The organism is Pseudomonas sp. SLFW, assembly GCF_009905615.1.
Classification (GTDB): domain Bacteria; phylum Pseudomonadota; class Gammaproteobacteria; order Pseudomonadales; family Pseudomonadaceae; genus Aquipseudomonas; species Aquipseudomonas bambusae.
Genome location: NZ_JAAAKW010000007.1, coordinates 157583 through 177433, shown reverse-complemented (window position 1 = coordinate 177433; position 19851 = coordinate 157583). Strand labels below are relative to the sequence as shown.

At 61.0% G+C, this 19851-nt stretch carries 15 protein-coding genes, 2 pseudogenes and 1 riboswitch; of the genes and pseudogenes, 13 read left to right on the top strand and 4 right to left on the bottom strand.

What is annotated here, in order from left to right:
* The first annotated feature begins 74 nt into the window (after nt 1-74).
* Both GVN17_RS14950 and waaA read left to right on the top strand, forming a co-directional pair.
* Nucleotides 75-959, top strand: a complete 885-nt coding sequence (locus GVN17_RS14950) for a LysR family transcriptional regulator (protein ID WP_166596042.1) — start codon at nt 75-77, stop codon at nt 957-959.
* A 14-nt stretch (nt 960-973) separates the two neighbouring features.
* Entirely contained in the window at nt 974-2245 is a 1272-nt protein-coding gene (gene waaA, locus GVN17_RS14945) for a lipid IV(A) 3-deoxy-D-manno-octulosonic acid transferase (protein WP_166596041.1), read from the top strand.
* A 157-nt stretch (nt 2246-2402) separates the two neighbouring features.
* On the opposite strand, the gene GVN17_RS14940 is transcribed toward waaA, so the two are convergent.
* Nucleotides 2403-3842 (bottom strand): TolC family outer membrane protein, encoded by a 1440-nt coding sequence (locus tag GVN17_RS14940; protein WP_166596040.1) that lies wholly within the window; start codon nt 3840-3842, stop codon nt 2403-2405.
* A gap of 166 nt (nt 3843-4008) precedes the next feature.
* Nucleotides 4009-4113: riboswitch (TPP riboswitch) on the top strand.
* Nucleotides 4114-4283: 170 nt separating this feature from the next.
* On the opposite strand from GVN17_RS14940, the gene thiC reads away from it, so the two are divergent.
* Nucleotides 4284-6170, top strand: a complete 1887-nt coding sequence (gene thiC, locus GVN17_RS14935; RefSeq protein WP_166596039.1) for a phosphomethylpyrimidine synthase ThiC — start codon at nt 4284-4286, stop codon at nt 6168-6170.
* 205 nt (nt 6171-6375) lie between these two features.
* Nucleotides 6376-7665 (top strand): putative hydroxymethylpyrimidine transporter CytX, encoded by a 1290-nt coding sequence (gene cytX / locus GVN17_RS14930; protein WP_166596038.1) that lies wholly within the window; start codon nt 6376-6378, stop codon nt 7663-7665.
* Here the strand turns inward: cytX and GVN17_RS14925 are convergent.
* Nucleotides 7634-8380 carry an RsiV family protein gene (locus tag GVN17_RS14925; protein ID WP_166596037.1) on the bottom strand — a complete coding sequence of 249 codons (747 nt, stop codon included), beginning with the start codon at nt 8378-8380 and terminating at the stop codon, nt 7634-7636. The two genes, cytX and GVN17_RS14925, sit on opposite strands and share 32 nt — an antisense overlap.
* A 231-nt stretch (nt 8381-8611) precedes the next feature.
* Here GVN17_RS14925 and GVN17_RS14920 point away from each other — a divergent pair, with 231 nt between their 5' ends.
* The 9 genes from GVN17_RS14920 to GVN17_RS14880 all read left to right on the top strand — a co-directional run bounded on the left by GVN17_RS14920 (nt 8612) and on the right by GVN17_RS14880 (nt 18047).
* Complete coding sequence (locus tag GVN17_RS14920; protein ID WP_166596036.1) at nt 8612-9229, top strand: NUDIX domain-containing protein; 618 nt, start codon at nt 8612-8614, stop codon at nt 9227-9229.
* Nucleotides 9220-9672, top strand: a complete 453-nt coding sequence (locus tag GVN17_RS14915) for a DUF1249 domain-containing protein (RefSeq protein ID WP_081563841.1) — start codon at nt 9220-9222, stop codon at nt 9670-9672. The genes GVN17_RS14920 and GVN17_RS14915 overlap by 10 nt, the downstream gene beginning before the upstream one ends.
* 143 nt (nt 9673-9815) lie before the next feature.
* On the top strand, nt 9816-10625 hold the full coding sequence (gene cpdA / locus GVN17_RS14910; RefSeq protein WP_166596035.1) for a 3',5'-cyclic-AMP phosphodiesterase: 810 nt from the start codon (nt 9816-9818) through the stop codon (nt 10623-10625).
* A 191-nt stretch (nt 10626-10816) separates the two neighbouring features.
* On the top strand, nt 10817-11383 hold the full coding sequence (locus GVN17_RS14905) for a YqiA/YcfP family alpha/beta fold hydrolase (protein ID WP_218576238.1): 567 nt from the start codon (nt 10817-10819) through the stop codon (nt 11381-11383).
* Nucleotides 11384-11473: 90 nt separating this feature from the next.
* Nucleotides 11474-13378, top strand: a complete 1905-nt coding sequence (gene parE, locus GVN17_RS14900; RefSeq protein WP_166596033.1) for a DNA topoisomerase IV subunit B — start codon at nt 11474-11476, stop codon at nt 13376-13378.
* Complete coding sequence (locus GVN17_RS14895) at nt 13375-14373, top strand: esterase-like activity of phytase family protein (protein WP_371928549.1); 999 nt, start codon at nt 13375-13377, stop codon at nt 14371-14373. Before parE ends, GVN17_RS14895 begins: the two co-directional genes overlap by 4 nt.
* A complete protein-coding gene (locus GVN17_RS14890) occupies nt 14370-14891 on the top strand; it encodes a TIGR02281 family clan AA aspartic protease (RefSeq protein WP_166596032.1) in 522 nt (173 codons plus the stop codon). The genes GVN17_RS14895 and GVN17_RS14890 overlap by 4 nt, the downstream gene beginning before the upstream one ends.
* 10 nt (nt 14892-14901) lie before the next feature.
* On the top strand, nt 14902-17160 hold the full coding sequence (gene parC / locus GVN17_RS14885; RefSeq protein WP_166596031.1) for a DNA topoisomerase IV subunit A: 2259 nt from the start codon (nt 14902-14904) through the stop codon (nt 17158-17160).
* 179 nt (nt 17161-17339) lie between these two features.
* Nucleotides 17340-18047: a membrane integrity-associated transporter subunit PqiC gene (locus GVN17_RS14880; RefSeq protein WP_166596030.1), complete on the top strand. Its 708-nt coding sequence runs from the start codon at nt 17340-17342 to the stop codon at nt 18045-18047.
* A gap of 228 nt (nt 18048-18275) precedes the next feature.
* On the opposite strand, the pseudogene GVN17_RS29975 reads toward GVN17_RS14880, so the two are convergent.
* Both GVN17_RS29975 and GVN17_RS29970 read right to left on the bottom strand, forming a co-directional pair.
* Nucleotides 18276-19004 (bottom strand): annotated as a pseudogene (locus GVN17_RS29975) (histidine kinase); the annotation flags it as partial.
* Between the two features lie 74 nt (nt 19005-19078).
* Nucleotides 19079-19808, bottom strand: a pseudogene (locus tag GVN17_RS29970) (histidine kinase); the annotation flags it as partial.
* Between the last annotated feature and the right edge of the window lie 43 nt (nt 19809-19851).

Here is a 19851-nt window from a genome sequence, read left to right as displayed (position 1 = left end):
TGACGGCGATTTTAGCCGTTGCTCAGATGGGGTAAAGTCATTACCTATCTCAAAGGCTGATAGGTTGGCAGGTCATGGAATGGAGCCTCGAACAGATCCGTCTGTTTGTCAGTGTGGCTGAGCAGCGTTCGTTTTCCGCCGTGGCGAGGGAGTCGCGGCGTGCGCAGTCGGCGGTCAGCAGCGCGATTGCGATGCTGGAAACCGACCTCGGGGTGAGCCTGTTCGATCGCAGCAGCGGACGCCAGCCTCGCCTGACAGAAGCGGGGAGTGCCTTGCTCGAAGAGGCGCGGGAATTGTTGCGGCAATGCGACCGGCTCGACGGCCGTGCCATGGCCCTGATGCGCGGGCAAGAAGCACGTTTGCGGCTGGCCCTGGATGAAGCAATGCCCTATCAGCCGGTGCTGGACAGTCTCGAAGCGCTAGACGAGCGTTTCCCCAGCGTTGAGGTTCAACTGGCCAGCGGTGCTCAGGGCGATGTGGCGCGCAAGCTGTTGGAGCGAAAGGCCGACCTCGGTCTGCTGTTCCATCACGAGCAAATGCCCGAAGCCCTCGAACGGCGCGTGCTCGGCAGCGTGGAGATGGTCACGGTTTGTGCGATTACGCATCCGTTAGCCAGCGAAACCGCCATCACCCGACAGAAACTGGCGCGGCATCGGCAGTTGCTGATCACCCCGCAACAAAGCGGCTACCCCGGCGGCGAACAGATCAGCCCGCAGGTCTGGCGCGCTGACAGTTTTTACGCCATGGCCGAGCTGTTGATGCGCGGCCTGGGCTGGGCCTGGCTGCCGCGCCATGTGGTGCAATACCCGACCTACCAAAATCAGATGCTCGAACTGAGCAGTGAATGGACGCCACCCGCGCTGGTCGTTGAAATGGTCTGGCGCCGCGACGAGCCACTGGGGCCAGCCGCACGCTGGCTCGCTGAATGTTTCACCCATCATTTGAAGGCCATTGGCTGATAAACTCCGCGCCCATGAATAGAACTCTCTACACATTCCTGTTTCACCTCGGCCTGCCTTTGATCGCGTTGCGCTTGTGGCTTCGGGCGCGCAAAGCCCCGGCTTACGCACAACGTATTGGCGAGCGTTTTGCCCGTGGATTGCCGCCGATGCAGAAGGGTGGCATCTGGGTCCACGCAGTCTCAGTGGGCGAAAGCATTGCCGCCGCGCCGATGATTCGCGCCTTGCTGACGCGCTATCCCGAATTGCCGATCACCATCACTTGCATGACGCCGACCGGCTCCGAGCGCATCCAGTCGATGTTCGCCAACGAGCCTCGGATTCAGCATTGCTACCTGCCGTACGATTTTCCGTGGGCAGCGGGGCGGTTTCTCGACCATGTCCAGCCAAAGATCGGTGTGATCATGGAAACCGAGCTGTGGCCCAACCACATTCACCAGTGTGCGAAACGGGGTATTCCGACGGTATTGGCGAACGCGCGGTTGTCAGAGCGTTCGGCGCGAGGCTACGGAAAATTCGCCAAACTGACCCGTCCAATGCTTGCCGAAATGAGCCTGATCGCTGTGCAGACAGAAACGGAAGCCCAGCGCTTTCGTGACCTCGGCGCTCGCCCGGAATGCGTGACGGTCACCGGCTCGATCAAATTCGACCTGACCATCGACCCGCAATTGCTGGGGCGGGCGGCGCAGCAGCGGGCGGATTGGCAGACCACGAACCGCCCGGTATGGATCGCGGCCAGTACACACGCCGGTGAGGACGAGGTGGTGTTGTCAGCCCATCGCCAATTGCTGAAAACCCGGCCCGACGCGCTGCTGATATTGGTGCCCCGTCACCCCGAACGCTTCAACAGCGTGTTCGAAATGAGCCAGCAGCAGGGCTTTTCCAGCGTTCGGCGTTCGACGTCCGAGCCTGTGACGAATACGACATCGGTGTTGGTGGGCGACACCATGGGCGAGCTGCTGTTTCTGTATGCCTTGGCTGACATCGCCTTCGTCGGCGGCAGCCTCGTGCCCAACGGCGGGCATAACCTGCTGGAACCTGCAGCACTGGATAAACCTGTCCTGAGCGGCCCCCACCTGTTCAACTTCCTCGAAATCGCCGCCCTGTTGCGTAATGCCGGGGCGTTGGAAGAGGTGAGCGATGCAGCGGGATTGGCAGCGGTGGTGCAGCGGTTGATCGAACAGCCTGAGCAGGCAAAATCGATGGCCGATGCGGGATTGGCGGTGATGAAGGCTAATCAGGGGGCGCTGCAGAAGTTATTGGATGGGATCGGGCGGTTGATCTGATTCCAACCTGATTCTTCAGACCTGGGCATGATCTGTAGGAGCCGGCTTGCTGGCGAATGCGGTGGAGCAGACACATTTGTGCTGAATGACACACCGGGTTCGCCAGCAAGCCGGCTCCTACAAGAATGTGTGTTACCCGCCCGAAAGGGTGGGCAACTTACCGCTCCGACGGCCTTTCAAAATTCTTCGCCGCCTCTTTCGCCAGATCCGGCGGCAGGAAGTCTTTGTCCGGGTTGTAATCCGGTTTGAGGAAGCGCGACAGATCTTGCAAATCCCCCGGGCTCAACGTGCCCGCCGCCTGTTTCAAGCGCAGGTTGTCGAGGATGTAGTCGTAGCGGGTGTTGTTGTAATCGCGCACCGAGGCGTACAGCTGGCGTTGCGCGTCCAGCACGTCAACGATGTTACGTGTGCCCACCTGATACCCGATTTCCGTGGCTTCCAGCGCGCTCTGGTTGGAGATGATCGACTGTTTGCGTGCCTGGACCTGCTCGACGTCGGTGTTCACGGCGCGGTGCAGGTTGCGGGTGTTTTCCACCACCTGACGGCGCAGGCCTTCGCGTTGCTGCTCGGTCTGGCCAAGGCGGGCGTAGGCTTCGCGCACTTGCGAGCTGGTCAGGCCGCCGCTGTAGATCGGGATGTTCACTTGCAGACCGATGGTGCGTTGTTCGACGCTGCCGTGAAAACTCTGACCGGTGTAGTTTGGGTTGGTGAAGCCCAGCGGGTCGTTGTCGCCTTTTTCGTATTGGGCGACGGCATCGACGGTCGGCGCATGACCGGCCTTGCGTTGGCGCAGGGTCTCTTCGGCGGCGCTGACAGCGTAGTTGCTGGCCAGCAGGTTGAGGTTCTGTTGCGAGGCGGTATCGACCCAAGATTTGGCGTCGTTTGGCGTCGGTGCCAGCACTGGCAAGGTATGCACGATGCCTTCGATGGCGTTGTATTCGCGGTTGGTCAGGGTCACCAAGGCCTGAAACGCATCGTCCACCTGACGCTTGGCGACAATGCGTGCAGCGCGAGCGGTGTCATAGCTGGCCTGGGCTTGCAGCACGTCGGTCTTGTCCGAAAGGCCTACGTCAAAGCGCTCATTGGCCTGATCCAGCTGGCGCTTGAATGCCGCTTCTTCCGCCTTGGTCGAGGCCAGATTGTCCTGGGCGCGCAGCACCGTGAAGTAATCTTCGGCGCTTTGCAGGATCAGGTTCTGTTCGGTGGCCGACAGTTGCAGGATCGCCTGTTCGTTGACGTCCTTGGCGGCCTTGAGCTGGAACCAGCGGTCGGCGCGGAAAATCGGCTGGCTCAGGGTCGCGCGATAAACCGTGCCGCTGCGATTGATCACGGCAGACGGCTCGTCGATCTTGGTGCGCGTGTTGTTCACGTCGGCACCGCCGGAAATGTTCGGCAGCAGACCCGCGCGGGCCTGGGGCACGATTTCTTTCTGCGCGTCATAGCTGGCGCGGGCCGCAGCCAGGTCGGCGTTATTGTTGACGGCTTCCTGGTAGACGCTGACCAGTCCGGTCTTGGTCGGCAGAGGCAAGTCCGCTGCCCCGGCCATTGCATTCGACGCACACGACACGGCAATGGCCAGTGAAAAGTTGCGCAGCATAGACATTCCCTAGTAGTTGTTGTCGCTGATTCAGTGCAGACGGCTTTTGGCGTCGCGTAGCGAGTGTAGTTCCGCGCGATCCCTACAACAATCCGCCATATCGGCCATTTAACAAGCGTTTGAATTCCTCGCTTGGCGTTTGCCCCGTCACGCGTCTAGACTGGCGCCGTTCTTGTCGGGGTGCCTTGCTATGAGGCTGAGATCGGATAATCCGGATCCCGTTGAACCTGATCAGGTTAGCGCCTGCGTAGGGAACAAGATTTCTCGTCTCCCGGCGAGTCCTCTTGAGCGTCGTCCGGGGTCGTCTTTGTTCAATTTTTGAACAGTCCTCGTGTTACGATCCTCAGCATCCGTGTCGTCTCAGGGTGCATCCGTCCGTTCGAATCAGGCTCACGCTCCGACAAATCAATCCGCCGCTGGATGATGTCTGGAGAGCCCGTGATGAGTACAACACTAAAAAACGCCAATCTGAGTGAATCCGCCCAAGTCGATTCGGGGTCGGTGCAGCCGTTCACCCGCTCGCAAAAAATCTATGTTCAAGGCTCCCGGCCGGACATCCGCGTGCCGATGCGTGAAATCAGTCTCGATGTGACACCCACAGACTTCGGCGGCGAGATCAACGCGCCGGTCTGCGTGTACGACACCTCGGGCCCGTACACCGACCCCAACGTCGTCATTGACGTACGCAAAGGCCTGGGCGACGTGCGTTCGGCCTGGATCAATGATCGTGGCGACACCGAACGTCTCGACGGCCTTAGCTCCGACTTCGGGCAACAGCGGCTGGCCGATGCCGAGCTGACCAAACTGCGCTTCGCCCACGTGCGCAACCCGCGCCGCGCCAAAGCCGGGGCCAACGTCAGCCAGATGCACTACGCGCGTCAGGGCATCATCACCGCCGAGATGGAATACGTTGCCATCCGCGAAAACATGAAGCTGAAAGAGGCCTGCGCTGCCGGTCTTTTGAAGCAGCAACACGCCGGCCACAGCTTCGGCGCGAGCATCCCGAAAGAGATCACCGCCGAATTCGTGCGCGAAGAAATCGCCCGTGGCCGTGCCATCATTCCGGCCAACATCAACCACGTCGAACTGGAACCGATGATCATCGGCCGTAACTTCCTGGTGAAGATCAACGGCAACATCGGCAACAGTGCTTTGGGTTCGTCCATCGAAGAAGAAGTGGCGAAGCTGACGTGGGGCATTCGCTGGGGCTCAGACACCGTCATGGACCTGTCCACCGGCAAGCACATTCACGAAACCCGCGAGTGGATCATCCGCAACTCGCCGGTGCCGATTGGCACTGTGCCGATTTATCAGGCGCTGGAGAAAGTGAACGGCGTCGCTGAAGACCTGACCTGGGAGCTGTTCCGCGACACGCTGATCGAGCAGGCAGAGCAGGGCGTCGATTACTTCACCATCCACGCAGGCGTGCTGTTGCGCTACGTGCCGCTGACGGCCAAGCGCGTCACCGGCATCGTGTCACGGGGCGGTTCGATCATGGCCAAGTGGTGTCTGGCGCATCACAAGGAAAACTTCCTCTACACCCACTTCGACGAAATCTGCGAAATCATGAAGGCCTACGACGTCAGCTTCTCGCTGGGCGATGGCCTGCGTCCGGGCTCGATTGCCGACGCCAACGACGAAGCGCAGTTCGGCGAGCTGGAAACCCTTGGCGAGCTGACCAAGATCGCGTGGAAGCACGACGTGCAGTGCATGATCGAAGGCCCCGGCCACGTGCCAATGCAACTGATCAAAGAGAATATGGACAAGCAGCTGGAGTGCTGCGACGAGGCGCCGTTCTACACCCTTGGCCCGCTGACCACCGACATTGCGCCGGGCTACGATCACATCACTTCGGGCATTGGTGCGGCGATGATCGGATGGTTCGGCTGCGCGATGCTCTGCTACGTCACGCCGAAAGAACACCTGGGCCTGCCGAACAAAGACGACGTAAAGACCGGGATCATTACCTACAAGATCGCCGCCCACGCCGCCGACCTCGCGAAAGGCCATCCGGGTGCGCAGATTCGCGACAACGCGTTGAGCAAGGCGCGCTTCGAATTCCGTTGGGAAGACCAGTTCAACCTCGGTCTGGACCCGGACACCGCACGTTCGTACCACGACGAAACCCTGCCGAAAGACTCGGCCAAAGTCGCGCATTTCTGCTCCATGTGCGGGCCGAAATTCTGCTCGATGAAAATCACCCAGGAAGTCCGCGAGTACGCGGCCAACCAGAAAATCGAAGCGGTGGACCTGTCGGTGGCCGAAGGCATGCGCGAGCAGGCCGAGCGGTTCAAGCAGGAAGGCAGCCAGCTTTACAAGAAAGTCTAGCCACGAGCGGCGAGCGGCGAGCTGCAAGCTAGAAGCCAAAGCAGATCTGCTTTGGCTTCAAACGTGTAGCTTGCCGCTTGAGGCTTTCCACTGCTTCTTTTGATCTGGCCGCGAACGGCAATCTACAAGCCGCCGCAGATCCGCTTTTGCTCTTACTTGCAGCTTGTAGCTTGAAGCTCATCACTGCTTTTCCAGGGATCTTAATGTGAACACACCCAGCACCTATTCACCCGACATCCCCGTCCCCGCCAGCAAGCGGGTCTTCGGCGGGCGTGATCTGTTTTCCCTGTGGTTCTCCCTCGGCATCGGCCTGATGGTCTTGCAAACCGGCGCGTTGCTGGCACCGGGTTTGGGCATGTCCGGCTCGATGCTGGCGATCTTCCTCGGCACCCTGGTCGGCGTTCTGCTGCTGGCCGCCGTGGGCGTGATTGGCAGCGACACCGGGCTGTCGTCGATGGCCGCGCTCAAGCTTAGCCTTGGCACCAAAGGCGCGGGCGTGCCAGCGATTCTCAACCTGTTGCAACTGGTGGGCTGGGGGTCTTTCGAGATCATCGTCATGCGCGATGCGGCCAGTCTGCTCGCCGCGGGCGCTTTCAATGAAGGCAGCCTGTGGACAAGCCCGCTGCTCTGGACGCTGCTGTTCGGCGGCCTGGCAACCCTGCTGGCGGTCAGTGGCCCGCTCACCTTTGTGCGGCAGATCCTGCGCAAGTGGGGCATCTGGCTGTTGCTGGCGGCGTGCGTCTGGCTGACCTGGAACCTGTTCGCCAAGGCTGATCTCGCCGCACTCTGGTCGCGAGCGGGCGATGGCTCGCTGCCGTTTGCCGTGGGTTTCGACATCGCCATCGCCATGCCGCTGTCGTGGCTGCCTCTGATCGCCGACTATTCACGCTTCGGCAAACGCGGCACCGGCGTGTTCGGCGGCACGGTGTTGGGCTTCTTTATCGGCAACTTCTGGCTGATGACCCTGGGCGTCGCCTACACCCTCGCGTTCGCGCCGAGCGGTGAAGCGAATGCGCTGCTGTTGGCACTGGCCGGGGCAGGGATGGGCATTCCGCTGCTGCTGATCTTGCTCGACGAGTCCGAAAACGCCTTCGCCGACATTCACTCGGCAGCGGTTTCAAGCGGGATTCTGTTGAAAGCCAAAGTCGAACATCTGGCGCTGGCTATCGGCGTGATCTGCACGCTGATCGCCTGCTTCGCACCCTTGGCGCAGTACCAGAACTTCCTGCTGCTGATCGGCTCTGTGTTCGCGCCGCTGTTTGGCGTAGTGCTGGTGGATCACTTCATCCTGCGCCGCCGCAGCCATGGCACCGCGACGGTGGGTTTGCGCTGGATGACGCTGCTGGCGTGGGTCGGCGGCATCGCGACTTACCACGTATTGGCGAACCTTTACCCCAACGTCGGTGCAACACTGCCAGCCCTCATCGTGGCTGGCGTGCTGCAACTGGCGCTGAGCAAGGCGATCAACTCCGACCGGGGAACAGTTCCGGTTTGAGGATGCCGTTGAGCTGCGGATACGGAATCTTCAGCTCGATGTGGCCCATGGCGTACGGAGCGATGGTGGTGACCGGGTATTTCAGGATCACGGCACCGTACGTCAGGGCGACGTTGGAAGTGCGCTTGAATGGCCACATCTTCTGGAACTCGGTGTCCTTGTCCAGCTTGACGCTGATTTGCCAGGCCTGGTGTGCCAGCTCCGCTTTAGCCCAGAAGGCCGCTTCCTGGCCTGGCACCAGCATGTCGGCCAGCGTCAGCACGCGTTGCTGTTGACGGGAATAGTTGATGAACGCGCGGCCTGGGTCGCCATGGGCGCCGCCAGCGTCGAGGTAGCTCGACAGCTCAACCACCACAAGACCGTCATGCTGCTCGCGTACTTTCGCTTGCAAATAGCTGGCGTTGCGCGCCGGGGCTCGGGCGAGGAACTGCTCCTGATAGGCCTTGAGCGTCGGCGGCACAGGGCCGTCGGTGTCGCTGCGGGTCAATTGCAGCAGGGTGCGCTGCACGATGCCGTCCAGCTTCGGTTCATCCGGAAAGTGCACAGTGTCGATGTTCACCAACGGGCAGTCATCCGTGGTGCAGCCCGGCTTGATCAGCTCGGACGCGTCGCGCTGAACGGTCAGCGGCTTTCGCATGTTGGGTTCGAAAAAGCTCTGGCAGGCACCCAGTATCAGGGCCAGGCAGGCCATTGAAACGATTTTCAGAAACGACATGGTGATCCTTGGCGTTGGCATATAAGGGCCATAAAGGGCCATCACAGAGGGGTAACGGCAACAGGCTTCGACTGTCTGTGGCGCAATCAGTTCGCCATTGGGCGGATTAGAGTGCCATTCCCCTGCCTTCGTCTACCCTGAGTGCCGGATTTGCCAAGTCCAGGGGCTGCATCCCGCGTGGCAGCACGTTAGGATGGCGCGAAGTCACAAGTGCTTTGCAGTGAGAAATCTATGACCGATACCGCTAAATCGACACCCACGAAGCACGAGATCGTCCACCGCGAAACCTGCTTCAAGGGCTTCTACCAACTGGACCGTCTGCACCTGCGCCATGAGCTGTTCGACGGCGGCATGGGGCCGGAAATCAAGCGCGAGCTGTTCGTGCGTCATGATGCGGTGTGCGTGCTGCCCTACGATGCCAAGCGCGACGAAGTGGTTCTGCTTGAGCAGTTCCGGGTCGGCGTCGTCGGCAAGCATCCCAACCCTTGGCTGATCGAAATGGTCGCCGGGCTGATCGATAAAAAAGAGCAGCCCGAGGAGGTTGCTCACCGCGAAGGAGAAGAGGAAGCTGGGCTTGTCTTCAGCGCGTTGTGGCCGATCACCAAATACTTTCCGTCGCCCGGTGGCAGCAATGAATTCGTTCACCTCTACTTGGGCAAATGCGAAAGCGCGGGGGCAGGTGGGGTGCATGGGCTGGAGGAAGAGGCCGAAGACATCCGTGTGTCGGTCTGGTCGTTCGATGACGCGATGCAAGCCGTAAAAGACGGACGCATCGTCAATGCGGCAACTATCATCGCAATACAGTGGCTGGCGCTGAATCGCGCCGAAATCAGGGGGCTGTGGTCGTGAATCTTCTGCGCGAGCGCTACCGTGTCGACCTCGCCGGGCTGCAAGCAGCCTGTGAGGCGAACTACGCGCGCTTGATGCGTCTGTTACCTGACATGCGCAATGAACAACGCTCTCGCCGGGTGGCTGTTACTCAAGGCGATCAAATGCTGGGCGTGCTGGCGGTTGAAGTGGTGCAGAACTGCCCGTACACCTCGACCTTGCTCGTGCGCCAGGAGCACAGCTTGCCTTGGCTGCCCGTGCCCGTCCTAGAGGTGCAGGTCTACCACGACGCCCGCATGGCCGAAGTCATCGGCGCCGAACATGCGCGCCGTTTCCGGGGGATCTATCCGTACCCCAACGCCGACATGCACCAGCCGGACGAAAAGGCCCAGTTGAATCTGTTCTTGGGTGAATGGCTGAGTCATTGTCTGGCGTGCGGTCATGAGTTTGAGGCGGTTCGCTAAGTCCGGGCGTACGGCGAGCCTGCAGGGGAGGCGCTGGTTTCCCGTAGTCTGTTGCGCAAATGAGAACTGCCACGCTGTTCCGGGTTTGCCGTCGTAACAATCAGACACCATAATCCGGCCATACCTGCTCAAGGAGATGGCCATTGCCGAGCGCACCTTCAAACCCGTCCTCCGTGTTGGTGGTTCAACTGTCCGACAGTCACCTGTTCGCTGAAGCGGACGGCCAACTGCTGGGCATGCAAACCCGCGACAGCCTCAAGGCTGTGGTCGATCTGGTGCTCGCCGAGCAACCCGACATCGATCTGGTGCTCGCCACCGGCGACTTGTCGCAGGATGGCTCGGTCGAGTCTTATCAGGCGTTTCGGACTGAAAGCGACCGACTGGATGCGCCGAAGCGCTGGATTCCCGGCAATCACGACGAACTTCGCGAGATGGCGATAGGAGCTCAGGGCAGCGAACTCCTGGACCCGGTCGTCGATGTCGGTAACTGGCGCATCACGATGCTGGACTCGGCGGTTTCAGGCTCCGTTCCCGGCTATCTGGAGGACAAGCAGCTGCAATTGCTCGCGCAGGCCCTGAGCGAAGCGCCGGAGCGTCATCATCTGATCTGCTTGCATCACCACCCAGTACCCATTGGCGCGGCATGGATGGCGCCAATCGGCCTGCGCAATCCCGATGCGCTGTTTGCCGTGCTGGAGCGTTTTCCACAAACGCGCGCAGTGCTCTGGGGTCATGTGCATCAAGAGTTCGATCAGGCTCGCCAAGGTGTCCGTCTAATGGCTTCACCTTCCACTTGCATTCAATTCGCACCGAACAGCATGGATTTCGCCCTTGATTCGCTGGCCCCTGGTTACCGCTGGCTGCGCCTGCTCGACGATGGGCAGATCGAAACGGGGGTGTCGCGCATCGATCCGAATCTGTTTGAGGTGGACCTCAGTGGCGCTGGCTATTGAAGGAAACGTCCTGAATTCGCGGTAAATCATCATCGAACGAGTCTTCACGCTGTTGTCCCTGTAAACTGCGTGGCTTTGCCCTGTGAGAGCCAGAACGTCGGCTTTCACCCCGACTCGCAGCTTCTGGAGGCCACGGCGTGAATCACGATCACTCGACACTGCTTTATATACATGGCCTGAACAGCTCGGCGATGTCGAAGAAGGCCACGCAGCTGTCCGGGCTGATGAACCGTCTTGGTCTGAGTGAGCAACTGCGCGTGCCGGAGCTGCATCATCATCCGCGCCAGGCCATCGCCCAGCTGGAAGCCGCCATCGACGAACTGGGCGGGCGGCCATTACTGGTCGGCAGCTCCCTCGGCGGCTACTATGCGACTCACTTGGCTGAGCGACATGGCCTCAAGGCTGTGTTGATCAATCCAGCAGTGAATCCACACCAGCTGTTCGACGGTTTTCTGGGCACCCAAACGAACCTCTACACCGGCGAAAGCTGGGAGCTGACGCACGATCACGTGGATGCGCTGGCAGAGCTTGAAGTGCCCGCGCCACAGGATCCGCAGCGCATTCAGGTGTGGCTGCAAACCGGTGACGAGACGCTGGATTACAAACGGGCGCAGGCGTTTTATCGGGCCTGTGCCTTGCGCATCGAGGCCGGCGGCGATCACAGCTTTCAGGGGTTCGCAGAAAAAATGCCGACCCTGTTGAGCATTGCCGGATTTGCCCCCGAGCTGTTGCAGGCGATCGATCTGTCGACGCTCTGAATGAAGCGCCAGAATCGAAGCGCTGACTGAAACAAACCTGTAGAACAGTGTCATTCCGACATTTCATGAACGACTTGATGACGAGACCCCATGGCCAATCCCAGCGCTAGCTCTTATAACGCAGACGCCATCGAAGTCCTCTCGGGCCTCGACCCGGTCCGCAAGCGGCCGGGCATGTACACCGACACTTCTCGGCCGAACCACCTCGCCCAGGAAGTCATCGACAACAGCGTCGACGAAGCCCTGGCAGGCCACGCCAAATCGGTGCAAGTGATTCTCCACGCCGACAACTCCCTGGAAGTGGCCGACGACGGTCGCGGCATGCCGGTGGACATTCACCCGGAAGAGGGCGTCTCGGGCGTCGAGCTGATCCTCACCAAGCTCCACGCGGGCGGCAAATTCTCCAACAAGAACTACCAGTTCTCCGGCGGTTTGCACGGCGTGGGGATTTCCGTGGTCAACGCGCTCTCCACCCAAGTGCGGGTGCGGGTCAAGCGCGACGGCAACGAATATGAAATGACCTTCGCCGACGGCTTCAAGGCCACCGAGCTGGCCGTGGTCGGCACCGTCGGCAAGCGTAACACTGGCACCAGCGTGTATTTCGCGCCGGACCCGAAGTATTTCGACAGCCCCAAATTCTCGGTCAGCCGCCTCAAGCACGTGCTCAAGGCCAAGGCCGTATTGTGCCCGGGGCTGCTGGTCAGCTTTGAAGACAAAAGCACTGGCGAAAAAGTCGAGTGGCATTACGAAGACGGCCTGCGCTCCTACTTGCAGGACTCGGTCAACGATTTCCTGCGCTTGCCGGAAGAGCCATTCTGCGGCGCCTTCGCCGGTAACAAGGAAGCCGTGGACTGGGCGCTGCTGTGGCTGCCGGAAGGGGGCGACAGTGTTCAGGAAAGCTACGTCAACCTGATCCCCACCGCGCAGGGCGGCACCCACGTCAACGGTTTGCGTCAGGGCCTGCTCGACGCGATGCGCGAGTTCTGCGAGTTCCGCAACCTGCTGCCGCGTGGCGTGAAGCTGGCCCCGGAAGACGTCTGGGAGCGCATCGCGTTCGTTCTGTCGATGAAGATGCAGGAGCCGCAATTCTCCGGCCAGACCAAGGAGCGGCTGTCGTCCCGTGAAGCGGCGGCGTTCGTCTCTGGTGTGGTCAAAGATGCGTTCAGCCTCTGGCTCAATGCGCACCCGGAAATGGGCATGCAACTGGCCGAACTGGCCATCAACAACGCCGGCCGTCGTCTGAAAGCGAGCAAAAAGGTCGAGCGCAAACGTATCACCCAAGGCCCGGCATTGCCGGGGAAACTGGCGGATTGCGCGGGGCAGGACCCGATGCGCGCCGAGCTGTTTCTGGTCGAGGGTGATTCCGCAGGCGGCTCGGCCAAGCAAGCGCGGGATAAGGAATTCCAGGCCATCCTGCCATTGCGCGGCAAGATCCTGAACACGTGGGAAGTCGATGGCGGCGAAGTCCTTGCCAGCCAGGAAGTGCACAACATCGCGGTCGCCATCGGCGTCGATCCGGGCGCGGCGGACATGAGTCAACTGCGCTACGGCAAGATCTGCATCCTCGCCGACGCCGACTCCGACGGCCTGCACATTGCCACACTGCTCTGCGCGCTGTTCGTCCAGCATTTCCGTCCGCTGGTGGACGCTGGCCATGTGTACGTCGCCATGCCGCCGCTGTACCGCATCGATCTGGGCAAGGAGATTTACTACGCGCTCGACGAAGCCGAGCGCGACGGCATCCTTGACCGGCTGGTGGCCGAAAAGAAACGCGGCAAGCCGCAGGTCACGCGATTCAAAGGCCTGGGTGAAATGAACCCACCGCAACTGCGCGAAACCACCATGGACCCGAACACTCGTCGTCTGGTGCAACTGACGCTGGACGATTTCGAAGCGACGTCCGAGATGATGGACATGCTGCTGGCCAAGAAGCGCGCAGGTGATCGCAAGACCTGGCTGGAATCCAAGGGCAATCTGGCCGAGGTGCTGGTTTGATCCGAGGGTGGCTGGCAGCGCTGATGCTGACCGCCATGCCGATATTCGCTGCGCAACCGGCGGCGCAGAAGCCGCTGCCCGAGCTCACGCTGGAATCCGAGCACGCAGTCGACGACATGATCGGCGGCAACCTGTCCGGGCTGGCCTCGTGCAATGGCGTTCTGTGGACGGTATCCGACCGCGACGACGAGATCCTGTACAGCCTCGACACGTCAGCGACGGTCTGGAAAGCCAAGGCGCTGAAGCTTGAGATTCCGCCGATTCCGGACAGCGGTTTGTCGGGCACGCTGCGCAACATGGCCAAGGCCGCGTCGCTGCTACGGGGCGGCGACCTGGATTTCGAAGGCGTGACCTGTGATGCGGCGGGCAATCGTTATCTGGTCAGCGAAGGATTCGCGACGGTGCTGAAAGTGCCCGTCGAGGGCGCGGCAAGCTGGTTGCCCCTGCCGAAGAAGCTGGTCGTGGAAGCCCAGGCGGCGGGCATGCTTCAGCATTTCAACGCTATTTTTGAAGGCATCGCCATCAGCCCGGCAGGCGACCAGATCTGGCTCGCCGCCGAGCGCGAAAAGCGTGGGCTGCTGACCGCGAAGCTTGGCAAGGACGGTTGGGCCTGCGGCACCAGTTGCATCCTGCGTATGGAGTCCGGCAATGACACCTTGCCGCCACAGCTGGGGGGCAAATCCGTCGCCAAGGACTTTTCCGATATCTCACTGTACAAAGGCAAACTCTACACCCTGGAGCGCGCGGCTTATCGCATCTGTCGTCGGACGCTGGAGACCGGGAAACTAGAGACCTGCTGGTCGTTTGCCAGAGAGGCCTTGCTGCCAAACAGGCTCTACGATCAGAAATACGGCCTCACCGAAGCGCTGATCATCGATGACACCGGCGCCTGGGTAGGCATCGACAACAATTTCGGTGCCCGGGCCGATGGCGAAAAACGGCCCATTGTCTGGCGTTTCGATGCGCCGGAGGGTGGCTGGAGCAGCAAGCCTTGACGCAAGGGCCTCCCGGCAAACGCGCCGGGCGCCTGATGCTGATCATTGTCTGGGCGGCAGGGCTGTTTCTGGCGACACGGTTTTTTGGTCAGTGGGAGCAGCATCAGGAAAATCCGAATACGGCGGTCACCTCGGAACACGGTGATGGCTATGTCGAAGTGCGACTCGCGAGCAATCGTCAGGGGCATTTCGTCATGACGGGGCAGATCAATGCACACCCCGTCGAGTTCATGCTCGACACGGGCGCGACCCATGTCGCGATTCCCGAAGGTGTCGCGCAGACACTGCGACTTGAGCGCGGCGCCAGGGTGGAAGTCAGCACGGCCAACGGCCGGACTGACGCCTTCCGGACCACGCTGAAGCGGCTGCAAATCGGCGATATCGTCCTGAACGATGTGCGCGCCCTCGTGGTGCCCGGTCTGGACGGTGATCAGGTGCTGCTGGGTATGAGCGCCATCCAACAACTTGAATTCACACAGCGCGGCGGCACCTTGCTGCTGCGTCAGACGACAAAATGATGAGGCCCGCATGAGCGACTCCCTTGACCTCAGCCTGGACGGCGTAGAACGCCGGTCGCTGGCTGACTTCACCGAACAGGCCTATCTCAACTACTCCATGTACGTGATCATGGACCGCGCCTTGCCGCATATCGGCGACGGCCTGAAGCCTGTGCAGCGGCGCATTGTCTACGCCATGAGCGAGCTGGGTCTGGATGCCGACGCCAAGCACAAGAAATCGGCGCGTACCGTCGGTGATGTGCTGGGTAAATTCCATCCCCACGGCGATTCGGCCTGCTACGAAGCCATGGTGTTGATGGCCCAGTCCTTCAGCTATCGCTACACGCTGGTGGACGGCCAAGGGAACTGGGGTGCGCCGGACGATCCCAAGTCGTTCGCCGCCATGCGTTACACCGAAGCGCGTTTGTCCCGCTATTCCGAAGTGTTGCTCACCGAACTGGGCCAAGGCACGGCGGACTGGGTGCCGAACTTCGACGGCACGCTGGACGAGCCGGCGGTGTTGCCAGCCCGTTTACCGAACATCCTGCTCAACGGCACTACCGGTATCGCCGTGGGCATGGCCACCGACGTGCCGCCGCACAACCTGCGTGAAGTTGCCTCGGCCTGTGTCCGTCTGCTGGATGAGCCCAAGGCCACCATCGAACAGCTGTGCGAGCACATACAGGGTCCGGATTACCCGACTGAAGCGGAAATCATCACCCCGCGCGCCGACCTGCTGAAAATCTACGAAACCGGCCGTGGCTCGGTGCGCATGCGTGCGGTGTACCGCGTCGAAGATGGCGACATCGTGGTCACCGCGCTGCCTCACCAGGTCTCCGGCGCCAAGGTGCTGGAACAGATCGCCGCGCAGATGCAGGCCAAGAAACTGCCGATGGTCGCTGACCTGCGCGATGAGTCGGACCACGAGCACCCTTGCCGCATCGTGATCATTCCGCGCTCCAACCGCGTCGATCCCGAAGAGCTGATGCAACACCTGTTCGCCACCACCGAGCTGGAATCCAGCTACCGGGTGAACATCAACATCATCGGCCTCGACGGCAAGCCGCAGCTGAAAAACCTCAAGACGCTGCTGTCCGAATGGCTGCAATTCCGTCTCACCACCGTGCGCCGCCGCTTGCAGTTCCGTCTGGACAAGGTCGAGAAGCGTCTGCACCTGTTGGAAGGTTTGCTCACTGCGTACCTGAACCTGGATGAAGTGATCCACATCATCCGCACCGCCGAGCACCCGAAAGCCGAGCTGATCGCGCGTTTCGACCTGTCTGAAATCCAGGCCGACTACATCCTCGACACCCGGTTGCGTCAGTTGGCGCGTCTGGAAGAGATGAAGCTGCGCGGCGAACAAGACGAATTGCTCAAGGAACAAGCCAAGCTTCAGGCTCTGCTGGGCAGTGAAACCAAGCTGCGCAAGCTGGTCCGCAGCGAACTGATTGCCGACGCACAAACCTATGGCGATGACCGTCGCTCGCCAATCGTCGAGCGCGCCGAAGCCAAGGCGTTGTCCGAAAACGAACTGATGCCGACCGAACCGGTGACCGTCGTGCTGTCGGAAAAAGGCTGGGTGCGCTGCGCCAAGGGCCACGACATCGATGCAACCGGGCTTTCCTATAAAGCGGGCGACGGCTTCAAAGCGGCAGCGGCGGGGCGCTCGAACCAGTTCGCCGTGTTCATCGACTCCACCGGCCGCAGCTACTCGCTGGCGGCGCATACCTTGCCGTCTGCGCGAGGGCAGGGCGATCCGTTGACGGGCCGTCTGACACCGCCGCCTGCCGCCACTTTCGAGTGCGTGCTGCTGCCGGACGACGACGCGCTGTACGTGATCGCATCGGACGCCGGTTACGGTTTCGTGGTCAAGGGCGAGGATCTGCAAGCCAAGAACAAGGCAGGCAAGGCGCTGTTGAGCCTGCCGTCGGGTGCGAAGGTTATCCTGCCGCGTCCCGTGCCGGATCGTGAGCAGAACTGGCTGGCGGCGGTCACGACCGAAGGTCGCCTGCTGGTGTTCAAAATCAGCGATCTGCCGCAGCTGGGCAAAGGCAAGGGCAACAAGATCATCGGCATTCCGGGTGAGCGCGTCGCCAGTCGTGAAGAGTATGTGACCGACTTGGCCGTCATTCCTGAAGGCGCCACGTTGGTGCTGCAAGCGGGCAAGCGTACGCTTTCGCTGAAGCCGGATGACCTTGAACATTACAAAGGTGAACGTGGCCGTCGTGGCAATAAGCTACCGCGTGGCTTCCAGCGCGTAGACGCTTTGTTGGTGGAAAGCGCTACTTAAACCGGTGATTTCAGCTGCCGATCTTCGTTTCGTCACGAAGATCGACGCAGAATCGCTGGAGTCATCGCGCATATTCACGGATGATATGTCGTCTTGAGGTGCGGGCGTGGCTGTGTGCCTTCATGTTTTCTTGAGTATTTGACAGTGTGGCCGCCGTGCGGGGCCACTTGGACGGAATGATGAATTTTCTACGCGTTCCTTTTGTTCTGTTGTTGACCGGCGTTCTAGGTTTGGCCGGGTGCAGCGTTCATCAGCCCCAATCGCTCTATCAGCTGGACAGTGGCGAACCTGGGCAACCGAAACAAAGTGCCGGAGTCGCTGTTTTGCTGGGTCCGGTTTCCGTTGCTGACTATCTGCAACGCGAGACATTACTGCAACGCCAGCCCGACGGCAGCCTGACGGCCTCGGCTGACGGGCGCTGGGCGGGCAGTCTGTCCTCTGATATCGATCAATTGCTGCTGCGCCAGTTGGCGTGGAAGCTGGACAGCCAACGGGTCGTCATGGCGCCTGCGGCCGCGAATTTCACCCCGGATGTGCAGGTCGTACTGTCGATCACCCGTCTGGATTCTGGTGTGAATCAACCCGCCGTGCTCGACGCGCAGTGGCGTTTGCTGGACCGTCGCGGGACCGTGCGCGACAGCAAGCTGGTTCACCTGGAAGAGCCTCACGCGGGCACCTCTGCGGCGCAGGTCAAGGCTCAAGGCGTGCTGTTACAGCGTCTGGCCGATCAGTTGAGCGTGGCAGTCAAACCGGTGGCCAGTCAGCCGTTGGTCGCGGAAGAGCCCAAGAAAGCCGCTCAACCCGCCAAGACCCGCGTCGATCAGGACAAACCAAAGATCCCGATGGCATCGCCGATTCGCACAGACCTGGAAATCTATCGGTTCTGAGTCAGTCACAAACAAAAGAGCCCGCAGCGATGCGGGCTTTTTTGTGGGTAATGGTTGGTGACGGGATGAACACAGGCTGCCTGATCGTTCCTCACGCTCCGTGTGGGAATGCATCTCCCCGACGGTCCGCGTCAGCCTGAACAATGGACGCGAAGCGCCCAAGGCTGCGTTCCCACGCGGAGCGCGGGAACGATCGGCACGCGTCTTCAGGAGCGCGAAGGGAAGCGGTCAGGCCTTGCGCGCCTCATGCATGCGCGCCAACTGGCGCTCCAGCATTGACGGATACGGTTCCATCAGGCGCTCGACACAGCTGGCGCCTTCAGGGCTGGCGATGGGGCGAATGCGGGCGCGTTGGCGGATGGTGTGGTCTTCGCTGATCTTGCGCTCGACCAGCAGCAAGTTACGGCTGTGTTGCGACAGAGCCAACGCGTCTTGCGCGGTTTCGGTCAGCAGCAGGTCGATCTGATTCATGCCGTGCAAGCCTTCGCCCAGCGTCAGACCCAGTTGCAATTGCAGCGTGATGCCGCTGTCCGCGACTTCGATCTGCAAGGCGTGGCTCAGGGCGCGTAGCAATTCGCCGCAGCAGATGGCGTTGGTCAGGTAATCGTCACCGCTGTCCTGGGTGCTGAACACCATCAGTGAGCTGCCGTCGTTCAGTGTGTGCAACTCGCTGTCATAGAGCGATGCTGCCTGATCGATGCAGTCGCGATAACGCTCCAACAGTTCGGTCAAACGAGCGCGAGGCAAACGGCGCAATTGCTCCTGCGAACCCAGCTGAACGGCCAGCACCGCGCTGTATTGCGGCTGCGACGGAGCCACTGGCAGAACAGGGCGTGGCGCAGGTTTTTGAACCACGGGCGTGTTGTCACGCAGATCGGCGAACGGGTCTTCTTCGTCCTCCTCATCTTCCTCGGCCATGATGCGTCGCGCCGGGATCGCCGTGGCGCGGGGCTTCGGCGCTTCGTCGAACTCAGGGTCGCTCAGGTCGCTGGCGTCGAACTCAGGCGAGTTGTCGTCGTCCGCTTCCGCCAAAGGCTGGGGCTCGGGAATGGGTTGCGGCTCAGGCTCCGGCGGTGCATAAGACGCCTTGAGCTGACGGGCCAGATCACCGATTTCGTCCTGACGATCAGTCGCCGGGGTGTATGGATCGATGTAACGCAGCCACATGCGCAGTTGCAGCATCGGCGTGGAGATATGCCGCCCCAGACGCAGGCTCAAGGCGAGCGCCAGTGCCAACAGAATACCGGCCAGAATCCCCATGCTTTGCAGGCTGATCAGCAAAGGCTGCTGGAACTGGGACATGTCCAGGCTGATGCGCAAGGTGCCCGCGACCACGTCCTGGAACGTCACTTTGATTTCGTAGAGGCCCTCGGCTTCGCCCAGCAGACCGTTTTTCGGACGCTGACCGGCTTCGGCAAGGATGCGGTTATCAACGCTGTAGATCGCCGCGTGGGCCACCAGCGGGTTCTTCACCAGATTGCCCAGCAACACGTTGAGGCTGAGGATGTCGTTGGACACCAGCAGCTCAGTGGCGGAGGTCGCGGTTTGCGTGGTCAGGGCCTGGCCCAGCGCATCTGCCTGTTCGTGCATGGCCTGCTTGAACTGCAAACCCATCACGCAGGCATAGATCACCAGCGCCAGCGCGACGAGGATCACGTTGTGGCTGGCGATGCGCAAAGCAATCGGAACGCGTCGATGACGCAGAGCCCGGAAGATCAGCAAGAAGAAATTATCGGTTTTTACTGGCGTGGGCCGGTTCACTGAGCACGGCTCTCTTGGAGAAGTTGGGGCGCAGTATAGCGAG